General features: G+C 38.2%; 13 protein-coding genes. 6 read left to right on the plus strand and 7 right to left on the minus strand.

The genetic code is table 11. The annotated features are described in order from the left end of the window. Window positions 1–212: 212 nt before the first annotated feature. The 3 genes from bamD to WC747_00015 are packed head-to-tail and all read left to right on the plus strand — an operon-like array spanning window position 213 to window position 2,194. The gene (gene bamD, locus WC747_00005) at window positions 213–1,103 is read left to right on the plus strand and encodes an outer membrane protein assembly factor BamD (GenBank protein ID MFA5998390.1); all 891 of its coding nucleotides are present in this window, start codon (window positions 213–215) and stop codon (window positions 1,101–1,103) included. Continuing rightward, on the plus strand, window positions 1,103–1,468 hold the full coding sequence (locus WC747_00010) for a YraN family protein (protein MFA5998391.1): 366 nt from the start codon (window positions 1,103–1,105) through the stop codon (window positions 1,466–1,468). The genes bamD and WC747_00010 overlap by 1 nt, the downstream gene beginning before the upstream one ends. Window positions 1,469–1,528: 60 nt before the next feature. After that, window positions 1,529–2,194: a phosphatidate cytidylyltransferase gene (locus tag WC747_00015; protein ID MFA5998392.1), complete on the plus strand. Its 666-nt coding sequence runs from the start codon at window positions 1,529–1,531 to the stop codon at window positions 2,192–2,194. Window positions 2,195–2,572: 378 nt separating this feature from the next. Here WC747_00015 and WC747_00020 read toward each other — a convergent pair whose 3' ends face one another. Beyond that, window positions 2,573–2,848 carry a hypothetical protein gene (locus WC747_00020; GenBank protein MFA5998393.1) on the minus strand — a complete coding sequence of 92 codons (276 nt, stop codon included), beginning with the start codon at window positions 2,846–2,848 and terminating at the stop codon, window positions 2,573–2,575. A gap of 188 nt (window positions 2,849–3,036) precedes the next feature. After that, a complete protein-coding gene (hisS, locus tag WC747_00025; protein MFA5998394.1) occupies window positions 3,037–4,368 on the minus strand; it encodes a histidine--tRNA ligase in 1,332 nt (443 codons plus the stop codon). Between the two features lie 199 nt (window positions 4,369–4,567). Between hisS and WC747_00030 the strand changes: the two genes are divergently transcribed. Continuing rightward, window positions 4,568–6,661: a hypothetical protein gene (locus WC747_00030; GenBank protein MFA5998395.1), complete on the plus strand. Its 2,094-nt coding sequence runs from the start codon at window positions 4,568–4,570 to the stop codon at window positions 6,659–6,661. A 34-nt stretch (window positions 6,662–6,695) separates the two neighbouring features. Continuing rightward, window positions 6,696–6,995 carry a hypothetical protein gene (locus tag WC747_00035; protein MFA5998396.1) on the plus strand — a complete coding sequence of 100 codons (300 nt, stop codon included), beginning with the start codon at window positions 6,696–6,698 and terminating at the stop codon, window positions 6,993–6,995. A 234-nt stretch (window positions 6,996–7,229) separates the two neighbouring features. Here WC747_00035 and WC747_00040 read toward each other — a convergent pair whose 3' ends face one another. From WC747_00040 to WC747_00060, 5 genes are all read right to left on the minus strand, one after another. Next, window positions 7,230–7,514, minus strand: a complete 285-nt coding sequence (locus tag WC747_00040) for a DUF4143 domain-containing protein (protein ID MFA5998397.1) — start codon at window positions 7,512–7,514, stop codon at window positions 7,230–7,232. An 89-nt stretch (window positions 7,515–7,603) separates the two neighbouring features. Beyond that, complete coding sequence (locus WC747_00045; GenBank protein MFA5998398.1) at window positions 7,604–7,987, minus strand: HEPN domain-containing protein; 384 nt, start codon at window positions 7,985–7,987, stop codon at window positions 7,604–7,606. Then, window positions 7,968–8,336: a nucleotidyltransferase domain-containing protein gene (locus WC747_00050; protein ID MFA5998399.1), complete on the minus strand. Its 369-nt coding sequence runs from the start codon at window positions 8,334–8,336 to the stop codon at window positions 7,968–7,970. The genes WC747_00045 and WC747_00050 overlap by 20 nt, the downstream gene beginning before the upstream one ends. A 92-nt stretch (window positions 8,337–8,428) precedes the next feature. After that, window positions 8,429–9,631, minus strand: coding sequence for a tyrosine--tRNA ligase (gene tyrS / locus WC747_00055; GenBank protein ID MFA5998400.1), 1,203 nt, complete (start codon window positions 9,629–9,631; stop codon window positions 8,429–8,431). Window positions 9,632–9,640: 9 nt separating this feature from the next. Then, on the minus strand, window positions 9,641–10,321 hold the full coding sequence (locus WC747_00060; GenBank protein ID MFA5998401.1) for a hypothetical protein: 681 nt from the start codon (window positions 10,319–10,321) through the stop codon (window positions 9,641–9,643). A 136-nt stretch (window positions 10,322–10,457) separates the two neighbouring features. Here WC747_00060 and WC747_00065 point away from each other — a divergent pair, with 136 nt between their 5' ends. Next, complete coding sequence (locus tag WC747_00065; GenBank protein ID MFA5998402.1) at window positions 10,458–12,914, plus strand: valine--tRNA ligase; 2,457 nt, start codon at window positions 10,458–10,460, stop codon at window positions 12,912–12,914. The last annotated feature ends 300 nt before the right edge of the window (window positions 12,915–13,214 follow it).

The raw sequence follows: 13,214 nt of genomic DNA on the forward strand, positions 1-13,214 counted from the left end.
TGCAAGAAACCTTGACCCATAACATTACCTCATCTTTATCATCAACCGTTCAAGAATTGCCTTTAATGGCGCATTATCTCATGTACCTTATCATATAACATAACTTTTTATAAAGATGCTATTTTTAAAAGGCACTGCGTAAGATTTTGTGACCCTAACCCCATTGCTTGAAAAGGAATGGTACATCTGATAGATTAAAGGTTCTAAGTCTTATGATTCAATTTATACATTTTTGCTGTTCCATTGTTTTGCAAAAAGGAATTTTAGTTATGCTTATTCGTCTTTTACTTCCCTGCTTACTCTTTTCGATAACACCGCTGTTAAATCAGGCAAAATATAATCCATTATTTGGATCAATGCTTGTATCGACCAAGCCGCCATACCCTTGCCCAGGAAAACTTGTTAAAAACATGGACGAGCAAGAACTTAGACAAGTTCTTGAGTACGGCAAAATCGTGAAAGACGGCGAATTAGTACACAAAACTTATTTCTATTTATTTAAAATATCAACAGAACAAAGCGCAATTAAAGAATACAAACTTGGACTTGCTGACTATTGCTTCCTGCAGGAAGATTATGAAAAAGCTTCCGGATGTTACGAAGATTTTTTCATGTTATACCCTGGTAGCAAGGAAGCTGCATACTCTCAATACAAATCCATTTTATGCTCATTTTACTTAAGCCTTTCAGCTGATCGAGATCAAACAGCAACTCACAAAACTATCTCACTCATTAATTTTTTTCTCATGAAAGAAACAGACCAAAAATTTATTGATGAAGTAAAAACTATTTATACAACCTGCCGAGAAAGACTTTTCAAGCATGAAGCTCATGTCTTTGAAAATTATATCAAACAACAAAAATTTCTAAGCGCAGAAAAACGTTTAGAATACATTGAAAAAAATTTCCAAGATATCAAAAATATCAAAGAATATGAGATCTATCTTAAAGAAATGCTAGAACTCACTAAAAATCCAGACACGCGTCCATTCTTGGTTAGATTTGATTTAAAAAACGCTTTGTCAAAAAAAGCTTCTGATAAAAAAGAAGTTACAGAAAAAAAATCAGCTCTACGTAAAATCAGCTCATTTTTCTTAGCGTAATGGCAGTCAATTTATTTGGTCAACAAAGCGAAATCTTAGTTGCAGATCATTTGCAAGATCAAGGATTTAAGATTTTAGAGCGAAATTATAAAAAGTTTTTTGGCGAAATTGACATCATTGCCCAAAAAAAAGATTTGATAGTTTTTGTAGAGGTTAAAGCTCGAAAAAACTCACAAATTTCTATGCATGAATTGGTCCGACCATCCAAGCAACGTAAAATCATCTTAGTTGCGCAGTCGTACATGGGTCGACATAATATTTATCAAAAAATTTGCCGCTTTGATGTTGCGCTGCTACACATTGTTAATGATAAGCAGCCCGAACTCACCTACATTCCAAATGCGTTTTGCCAGGGCGGATACTAAATAAAATAAATAAAATACCCGGCTTCGCTTTTAGCTTCGCCGAGGCACAGAGGAATTTATATGATCAAACTTAATGAAGCCACCAAACGATTTATAACAGCAAGTATCATCGGAACAGTTTTTTGGGCTGTTTTTTTCTATCTTCCACCAATCGCTTTTTCTGCCATGCTCCTGGGAATCTTAAGCATCATTTTAGTTCTCGAGTGGAAAAACTTTTTCAACTTAGATAGTTTTTGGTTTTGGATCATCATGCCTTGGTACCCCATTTTACCGTTTGCTTTACTGGTATACATGAACGGTGATCCATGCTATCGAAATCTGGTCTATTATATTTTTGTTATTGTTTTTGCGTTTGATGGAGCTGCATACTTTACCGGCACACTGCTCGGCGCTCATAAAATAGTTCCTCACATCAGTCCGGGAAAAACTGTTGAAGGATGTATCGGAGGATTTGTAGCAGCACTGATTACATTTTATATAGCAACACTGAGTGCTGACGTCGCCGTCCCAAAAATATTTGCCCTGCTGTTAGTTTTCATTGCTTGCCTTTTGGCCTTCGTTGGTGATATTTTTGAATCATTTTTAAAACGCCAAGCTGGCATTAAAGATTCTGGTCACATTCTGCCTGGCCATGGTGGATTTCTCGATCGATTCGATGCGGTGATCATGGTCACATTTTTCTTCTTTTTCTTCAGACAAGAACTGGCAAATGTACTCTGCATTTAAGATTTGCAAATTGTTTTTTTATTTTAAAAGCAGTCGATCACCACAAACAGTCATCAATTTTTAAGAATTCTTTTCTATTCCTCAAGCCGGAATAGGCTCCCAAATGTTCTTGCCAACACTTGGGGAACAGGCATCCAATGGGAAACCCCTTGGAAAACCCCCACGGAAATAAAAATGCATTCGCCTGTTCTGCTTCGTTAACACTACGCAGGGCTCCATTGCAAAGTATTTCCTGATTGGGAAGCTTGATTCTTTATATTATTTTTTCTTGAGCTTGAGTCGGAGTTAATACTCGTGTTTGCCTCTTCTCTTTTTTATTTCACAGGGTTCATAAAAATGAGCGGCTCACACTCCCTAACTCCTGGGTATGAATAAATTTTATAAATTTTCAGCACATATATCCACGTGTCGAGCACGAGGACGAAGGAGTGTAGGAATATGTTTCATAGCTAAAGAAGTATGATCTTCTACGGACAAAATGAAAACAATAATTAAATCTGTTTTCAAGTCATACTCAGGAGTTAGCTCGTATGCGCCAAAGGCAAATACGAGTATTAACTCCGACTCAAACTCAAAGTTATTATGGCATACCCAGGAATTAGCTCGTATGAGCCAAGGGCAAATACGAGTATTAATTCCGTCGAGATTACCCAAAGAAACCTCTTTGGGTCGTATGATTCCAAAGCATGTGCGAAATCATGCTTTGGCGCTGTCCCGCGCAGGGACAGAGTTGAATAGTTTGAAAAATAAAGATTATATGTGGTGACCCAGGCGTCGCCAAGGCTATGCCGGGCACGGCCGACTAATTTCTAATCCCAAATCACCACATCAACATAAAAACACTATAATTTAGTATGCACCAAACTCTGCAAAACAACTTCTTGCGTACCAGTAATCATATTTTTTACAGTCACGGTATTATTTTTTTGCTCATCCTCACCCAAAATGAGTACAAACTGAGCTTTTAGCTGGTTAGCTTTTTTCATTTTACTTTGAGTTTTTTGATCATCAAGTAGTAAATCGACCGCTTTTCCATGTGCCTGTAAAAAATCTGCTAGATGCAAAGCCAATTTATTTTGAGCCTCTGTTAAAGGAATGATGCAGGTCAAAGGTTGTGACTTTTCTGAAAGACGATCTTTTTCCGACTCTAAAATCATAAGTAGCCGTTCCATGCCCATAGCACATCCAAACGCAGGAACTTCAACTTTGCTTCCAAGCTGCTGAGCTAGCCCATCGTAACGACCACCAGCGCAAAATGCACTCTGCGCACCTAGGTTGACCGAGACGAATTCAAAGACAGTCTTATTATAATAGTCTAGACCGCGCACCAAGTACAGATCGATCACATAGGTAACAGAAAGTTCGTGCAACGTATCTTGCAGCAGCTGCCACTGAACTTGAGTCTCTTGAGAAAAGAAGTCAGAAAGCTTAGGAGCATTTGTAAATAATTTTTGGCAATGTTCAGATTTGCAATCAAGCACTCGTAGTGGATTGGCTTGAAGTCTGGTCTGGCAGTCCGGGCATAAGGACGCAACCTGTGGCGCTAAGAAAGCAACCAAGGCTTTACTAAATTCTTTACGATCTTCCGACTGACCCAAGAAATTAAGCTTTAAAATAAAAGACTGAACGTGAAGCTCTTCAGCAAAAAGAGTTTGAAGCATCTTAATAAGGTGTGCGTCATATAAAATAGAAGCGCCACCGATCATCTCAAGATTCATTTGATGAAACTCACGAAGTCTTCCCTTTTGAGGACGTTCATATCGAAACATCGGTCCGTATGAAAAAACTTTACACGGAGTAGTGACTTGTGACTGCTCGTCTAAAAATGCTCGCATGGTACCAGCGGTACCCTCAGGGCGTAAACATATCGGCTCGTCATCGCGGCCAGTGCCTTTAGACTCCATAATAAACATTTGCTTACTGACCACATCGGTTTCATATCCAAGACCACGTTGAAATAATGATACGTGCTCCAAGATGGGAATGTCGATCTCGCAAAAATTATAACGCTTCAAATGTGCTTCGATCTTTTTTCTGACACCTGACCAATAGGTCATTTCAAAAAAATTATCCGAAACTCCCTTAACTTTTAAAAACATCATTTTTCCTTTTACAAAAACAAAACTTTGATCAATCCAGTATACCCGAAAAACTCCTTGAAAGAAATTATGCATGAAAAAGTTGACTTACCCTAAAAAAAATTGTTAGAACTTCTGATGAACTCAAATAAAGGAAAAAATTTATAAAAAAAAAGAATTATATAATGATTATAAAAATTCTTGAACAAACCATGAAAGGAGGAGTGCAAAAAAACTCGGCCGAAAAAAGATAGTATCGTAATGTATCCTAAAATTAAAAAATGATTGGGAGACTATGAAAAAACAAGTTTTCTTGCTTACCCTAATAGCCGTGCTTTTAGCTGGCTCAAATGTCCTTCCTGTTTCAAGTGATTGTTGTGCTCCTGTGTGCGCTACTGCTTGCAGCACAGATTGCAACACATCATGCAGTACTTCATGCACAGACGACCATGGTAAAACATACAGAGATATAATTCCTCACTGGCAAGCTGCGACACCAGAAATGGTTTCAATGTACAGCTCAAACACTTTATACGACTTGAACCACGAAGATAAACATGGCGCTTTCCAAGTTGCTGTATTCGGTGGTAAAAACACTAACCGTTCAGATGCAGCTGCTTACTACTTGCCATACGGCCATAACGAATTGACTTTCGATGGTGCGATTGCAAAACCACACACATTTGCATTTAACGCTGCTGAATCTATCGTTCAAGCTGGTACAACTCCAGTTCCTGGTGACGTATCATTCAACGGTGGTGCTGCAATTGCAGCTGGTACAGCTGATACAACTCCATTCATGTTCATCGATCCAGTATCCTATCAATTTGATTCAAATGAAAATACAAGCATTGTTCGTCCTTGGAACTTTGGTATCGACATTGCAGCTTTATTTGAACCAAGAGCAACATCTGCAATTGGTGAGACTGTTGGCTCAGGTTTGATCACAAACCCAACTTTCAAAAGCACAATTAACCCATGCCAATCATACTCACACGTTGGTGCTGGTTTTGGACTTCGTTATCATTTTTCAGATGATAAAAAAGGATTCTTCGGTACTTTAACAACAGCTGTGCAACACGTTACTTCAGTAATCAACTTGAATGAAGTTGTAGAAACTGCAAAAACCGCAATTGCTGATTATGATGCTGCTAATCCTTTTGGTACTCTTGATGTAGCTGCAATAGCAGTTCCATTACATGCTCAACAAGCACCTGTAAATATATCATCTAACAATTTTGTATATAATCCAAACGCTGTAGCAACTGTTGCACCTGCTGGTTCAGTTTCAGATGCTTATGCTGCAACTTCACTATTCCCTGGAACAGGCGATTTAGTTGCTCCTGCTAACGTAACTGAAGCTTTTGCTCAAGATGCTTGGTTATATGGTAAAATTGGTTGCCCACAAAAAATCACTCGCTTAGCTGATATCGAGCTTGCTCTTGGATATCAATGGTGGTGTGGTGATTGTGCTTCAACTAACTGGTATGTTGGTCTTGTAATCCCTACTGGTAACAAAGTATGTGCTGAATTTGTAGCTCCTGCTGTTGTTGGTAACGGCTTCCACGTTGGAATCATGACTGGTTCTACAACAGAAGTTTTACTTGCTGATGAAGAATGCTACCAAGCATCATATCGTCTTGATATGAACGCTCGTTACCTGTTCAGAAACACACAAAAACGTTCATTTGACCTTTTAGGCAATGAATGGTCACGTTACATGATGGTTTGGGAAAATAAAGCTGCTTACACAGCTGCTCTAGTAGCTGCACAAGCAACAATCACTTCTGCTACTGCTTCTGGCATAGCACAAAGAGGTTACACTCCTGGTATCAACGTATTTACAACAGATATGTATGTAAAACCAAGACTTCAAGGTCGTGTAAACCAAGCTCTTTACCTCCGTGGCGAAAACTTCAGAGCTGAACTTGGTTGGAACACTTTTGCAAAACATAAAGAATGTGTTTCACTTGCATGTGATGAATGGGCTGATGCTCCTGCTTTTGCTGAACCAAGCTACATCGGTGGCGTTGGACTAAACAATGCAAGAACTATCTACAATGATTATCAAACAATGTCATACAATGTAGTAGACAACTTAGGCAGAATTGGTTACACAGCAACTCCTGGTAGCTTAGTAACAATTGGTTTCAACAACCTTGCTGATACTAACTATGATGATTTTGCAATCACTGCAGCGCAAATCAATTTTGATTCTGCTTCTTCATCAGCAGTATTAACTCAAACTCCTTATGCATCATTGGGCTACCTATTTAATTGTGGTTGCATGACATCAGAATTCTCAATTGGTGGATCATATGAATTCAGCTCAGGCAACAGCGCATTGAATCAATGGTTGGTCTGGGGTAAATATGAAATAGCGTTTTAATTAAATAAAACGTTTTAAACTAAAAGGAATTTATATGAAAAAACAATTATTTTTCAGCTTAGCGATTTTAACAGTCGCTGCTGCTGACTTATATGCGCCAATGAAGCGTGGTGGCAGTGTTCCGTATGTAGCTCCTAAATCTGGAGTTGCTCCTGTAGCTCCTGCTGCTGGTCAAGTTAGCTCAGTTGCTCAGTTGAAAGCAAAATATGCTAACGCTGACGCTGGTGATCTTGCTTCAATAGCACTAGCTGCTGAACATGTAGCAAGTGGCCTTTCAGCAAACGGCGACTCAAGCTCACAAGCGTACACAGACACAATCAGTGTGTTGTCTTAAATCGTTTGGAATTTGAATAAGTAAAAAGGCTTACAAGCTTTAATGCTTACAAGAGAGAGGAAGGTAAAATCTTCCTCTCTCTTTTTGTCTTTTTTAAATTTGTTTGGTTTGCCGGAAAGTCCACGCGTTAGATTTGTGGACTCGGCCTAAAGAATTATACTACGCTTCCAGGCTCTGCTTCCTGTCTTCGCTTTCAGCTACGTCAGGCTTTGTCAGCTACGCCGGACACGGTCGTTAAAACAGTTCCATTTTTTCAAGAGCATTCCACGCAATAAAATGTGCGCCCTTGCCACCAAAACATTGGTTGCCGGCATACACCACATATGAATTCTCAATAGGCTTACCAGTAATTGTTGCCCACTGCTCTAGGCTTGCAGCAAAATCTGCTCGCATAGTTACACTTGCTTTTATTTCGATAGGAATTTGCACAGCATATGATTTTTCAACAACACAATCGATTTCTTGTCCTTGAACAGTGCGCCAAAAATAAAGCCTCAGTGTAAAAAATACAAGTCGCATTCCACATTTCACACCGAGGCTATGAATTATCAGATCAGATCGATGTTTTGAGGTATGTAAAAATTTCGACTTAAGGCGTAGATTACCTTTTAACCGATCTTTGTACGAACAAAAAGAAGAATGTTTTCGGCATATTCAATTAATTGAGCGGCTTCTTCTGGCGAAAGCATAAATCCAACATCATCTGGATATCTGGTTTGAACTGAAAATGGATTTAAGCTATCCGCGTTTTTTTCCAGACACTTAAATTCATAATCAAAAGCCATGCATTGTTTTAAAAGAATTTCTAAATCATGCGTTTTAGTTACGCCATGTCCAGAAAAAATAAGAAACGCTTTTAACGATTTTTCTGCTGATTGTTGAGAATGATAAGCAGCAACTCCTACAAACAGCAGATCTGAATTTAAAAGATTTTTGGCTGCTTCATAATCAATTTTAGCAAAATGCAACCACTCAAGACTCTTTTTTTTCATAAAGAATTTTTCCTGAATTTATAATTTTATAGCAAAAGCTCATAGAATCATTTTTACATTCATTAAATTTTTGATTGTTATACACCAACAAATCCACTGGCATCATAACATCACGAAAGCTTGCGTATCCCCTTGAAATCATTTTCCATGGTTTGTCGTCATATTCTTGGACAACAACCATCAGATCAAGGTCACTTTCTTCATCGTAAGTTCCACGAGCATAAGAACCAAAAGCATAAATAAATAGAGGGTCGTAGGCGTGCGCTAAACGTTGCGTGATAATATCAACCTTCTCAGGGGTGATTTCACACATTTTTTTCAACTCTAAAGAAGAAATGTTTTTTTTCATTATTGTTCCATCCTGGAAAATCTTACCTTCAAATCTCATTTAGAGACCATGACAAGAACCTTACTGATTTCATGCGCTAAAAAACTATGCTTTTAAGCAATTTTATAAATTTTATGCTTGCCAACCTTTAAAGTCATGCCAGGCACCACTTGGATTTCAGCTTTAAAGTCTTTGATCACTACATCGTCAACTAAAACTGCTCCAGACTCAATCAAACGTTTGCCTTCAGATGAACTTTGCAAAGCACCAAGCTCTTGCAGCACTTTGACAATCCACACAGGTGCAGACATAGTCTGCGCAGAAAGTGTAACTTCGGTTGCTTTAGAAAAATCTCTTTGCTGGAAAAGTGACTCAAATTGTTTTTGAGCCTCGTCAGCTTCCGACTCTGACCAGAATGTTGCAATTAATTCACGTGCCATCTGTTTTTTTAAATCCATAGGATGGATGACATTTGAAGCAACGTCAGATTTAAGTTTTGCAATTTGCTCGTCAGTTCGACTCAGAAGCAATGAAAAATACCGGAATACTAATGCGTCAGAAACTGACATAAGTTTGCCGTACGCGTCAGACGGTTGGTCAAAGAGCCCAATGGCATTACCCAACGACTTAGACATTTTGTCAACGCCATCCAAACCTTCAAGAAGCGGTACGGTGATGACAACTTGCGGAGCCTGGTTCATCTGCTCTTGTAAAAATCTACCACATAGCAAATTAAAAGTTTGATCAGTTCCGCCAAGCTCAACGTCTGCTTTTAAAGCAACAGAATCGTACGCTTGCATGATCGGATATAAAAGCTCATGCATTGAAATAGGAATATGTTGCTGCAAACGGTTTGCGAAATCTTCTCGTTCAATGAGTCGTGCAACGGTCACTTTGCTACACAGCGATATGACATCGGCAAACGTAAGCTTGCTCAACCATTCAGAGTTATAACGAATCGTTAATTTATCGAGATCAAGAATTTTACCAACCTGTGCAAAATATGTTTTTGCATTATTTTTGATTTGCTCTTCAGTCAAAGGTGGACGAGTTTTTGATTTTCCCGTTGGATCACCGATGCGTGCGGTATAATCACCGATTAAGAAAATAACATCGTGACCTAAATCTTGAAATTGTCTTAATTTTTTTAAAACAACAGCATGACCAAGATGTAAATCTGGCGCTGTTGGATCCATGCCTAATTTAATTTGTAATTTTTTGCCTGACTCTATTTTTTTAACCAGCTCTGCTTGTGGAATACACTGCGCAATGCCTGATGTTAGAATGCTTAAAGCATGTTCTACGTTCTGTTTCATATCAAACCCTTACTGTGCAATAAAAATATATGACAAAAGTGCCATGATGCTGTCAAGTATAAATCCTACTATGTATGATCCTAGTATGACTGAAGCTACTAAAATAAAAATAACCCACAGCATATTTTCAGTAGAAAAAAGATGAAAATTTGGAAAGTAAAAAAAGAGTATTGATCGAAAAATACCAATGACAAAATAAATAATGCAGAAAATTTTGTTTTGTTCATAAAAAAATATCAACACTACTAAAAGCGAATCAAGAAGCGACGATCCTGGTTGCAAAGCGTATCCAAATGCTGCAAAGTTAGAACCTTTAGATAAAAGAACAAATGTAAAAAATGCGGTCAGAAGTAAAACAAAATGAGCAATTGCTCGAGCTGTAAACTGAAAAACTACTTTCCAGCCTCCGCCTTCTGATGGATTGAGAGGCATGTAACGACCCCAGCCTGGAATATCTTTAAAGAATGGAAGATAATCACCAAATAATTTACCAACAAGTAAAAATCCGAAACCCACCACGTTAAAGTGTGCCATCGGATCTAATGTTAAAAAACCAAACTGCTCTGGAACATCATCACCACATTTTTTAGCAGCCCAAGCTTCAAACCAACCAGTTAGTGTCACTGTTGGAATGTAGGATAAAAGGGCAATGATGATAATTTGTATACCTTGAATTAATTCCAGTCTCACGTTAAACATCCTTTATTTAAAATAAATCTTTTTCTTTAAAATAAGGTTATCTATTTTTGACTGCTCATGCAATTTAAAGTACCTTTAAAATAATATAAATAGATCTTTAAAAACTAAAAATCCAAAAGAAAAACACATGGAAAATCGTTACAATCATCAACAATGCGACGACCAAATCAGACAGCTTTGGCAATCAAACCAAACCTATCGACAACAAAATCCTGCTTTTAAAGCTTTCACCATCGATACTCCACCCCCAACAGTGTCAGGATCTTTACATATTGGTCATATTTTTTCTTACACCCAAACTGACATCATTGCTCGCTACAAACGCATGACTGGGCACAATGTTTTTTATCCATTCGGGTTCGATTGTAACGGACTCGCAACAGAACGTTTTGTAGAAAAAAAACATAACACGAATGCTTCAAAAATCGGTCGAGAAAAGTTTATCGATCTGTGTCTTTTAACAACTGAAGAAATGAAAGTAAAGTTTGTTGCTTTATGGCGTACCATGGGGCTTTCAGCAGAACTTGAGCACACCTACTCAACAATTTCAAAAGACGTACAAAAAATTGCTCAAGAGTCTTTCATTGAGCTGGTTAAAAAAGATTACGCATACATTAAAAATGAACCCGCTCTGTACTGCACACAATGTCGCACAACCGTTGCGCAAGCAGAACTTGATGATCTTGAGCAAACAACCACGTTTAATGATATTCAATTTCAATCAGCAGACGGCCAACCGCTCATCATTGCGACAACACGTCCTGAACTTTTGCCTTCTTGCGTTGCAATTCTTTACCATCCGCAAGATGACCGCTATAAAAAATTAGCTGGCACAAAAGCCATTGTTCCAATTTTTGGACAAGAAGTGCCTATTTTAGCTGATGAAACAGTGCTACCAGAAAAAGGAACTGGCCTCGTCATGGTCTGCACCTTTGGTGATAAAACTGACATCGAATGGTACAAAAAGCACAAACTACCGTACCTTCCATCAATAGACCTGAACGGAAAATTTGTACAAACTATTACCGAGCTTGCAGGACTAACCGTTCAAGACGCTCGCAAAAAAATTATTGAACTGCTTAAAGAAAAAAATCTTTTACTGAGTCAAAAACAAATTCAAAACTCTGTAAACGTTCATGAACGATGCAAGCACATCATTGAATATGCAATTTTACCGCAATGGTTTATGAAAGTGGTTGAAAATGCTCCAGAGTTTTTAAAAGCAGCAGACTCGATCAACTGGTATCCAAAACATATGAAGTCTCGATTTGTTGACTGGGTAAAAAATTTGTCATGGGATTGGTGTATTTCTCGTCAACGCGTGTATGGAATTCCTTTTCCGGTATGGTACTGCAACGATTGTAATGAAATTTTACTCGCTGACATAAAAGATTTACCTATCGATCCACAGCAAACGCCTTACGACCGTCCTTGTACAAAATGCAGTGGTACAAACATCAGAGCAGAAAAAGATGTGATGGACACGTGGAATACTTCATCGCTGACTCCGTACATCTGCAAACAATTGTATGGAAGCGGAGAAACATCTCCATTTAAAGACACTGATTTCATTCCAATGAGCATGCGACCACAAGCTCACGATATCATTCGCACATGGGCTTTTTACACCATCGTAAAATCATGGATGCATCAAAAAGAAATTCCATGGAATGACATCGTTATTTCTGGATACGTGCTCAGCGAAAATAAAGAAAAAATATCAAAATCAAAAGATAATGCACCAATCGATCCAGAAAAATTGCTTGTACAATACGCTCCGGATGCTGTTCGTTTTTGGACTGCTTCAGGAACACTGGGACAAGATATCGCTTTTTCTCCTGAGCAAATTATGATCGGGCAAAAGCTTTTAACAAAACTTTGGAATGCTTTAAAATTTGTGCACATGAATTTGGAAGGTCAAGAAATTCCAACGGAAAAACCACAAAATCTTGGCATCATCAATCAATGGATGATCGATCAAATGCAACTGAGCCTGACTGCATACCATGCATACTTTGAAAAGCATGAATTTAGCTTAGCGCTTCAGTCTGTAGAAAAAGTTTTTTGGAATGATTTTTGTGATAACTACATTGAAATCATTAAAGATCAATTCTTTAATTCAGCAAACTACTCCCAAGAGGAAATACAAGCAACCCGATGGACATTGCAGCAAACTGGATTTACTTTATTGCAACTGTACGCTCCATACCTTCCGCACATCACAGAATATTTGTATCAGCATATTTTCTTAAAAACGCATGGTGCAACGTCTATTCATTTGACACAATTGCCACAGGCTGTGGGCATTCATGCAGAAAATCAAAAGCACATGCAGTTGATTTTGCATATAATTGCGCAGGTAAGAAAATTAAAAACGTCTGAGCAATTATCACTCAAAACAGAGCTGACGTCTTTAATCATCAGCAGTGCGACACAGGCACAAATCACTGTGCTAAAACAACAAGAAAACACCTTGAAAGGTGTTTGCAAAGCAACGAAAATAGTTTTTTCAGCGCAACAACACGAACCAGGATTGATGCAAGAAGGCGATAACTGGAGAGCAAGTGTGACAACTGAAGAGTAAGGTTCAAAATTTTTTATATCCCTCGATACATTCTGCTAACACAGAACACTCGGGACGAACGACGGGTAGGAGAAAGCATGCGTAGACTTGATTTGAAGTTAGTTCTGACTATGCATTGCCAACAAATATAACTCCTCCCCCAGTCGTTCGTCCCGAGTGAAATTGCAAAGCAATTTTGTATCGAGGGATAATTATTTCTCAAAGATATTTTATATGCCGAAGCATTGACTAACTCAGTGCTTTGGCATATTCTTTGCGTATTGAAATAAAATGATTTTAATGAAAACTTTTTACTTAATT

It is taken from the genome of Candidatus Babeliales bacterium (genome assembly GCA_041660205.1).
Lineage (GTDB): Bacteria > Babelota > Babeliae > Babelales > Chromulinivoraceae > JACPFN01.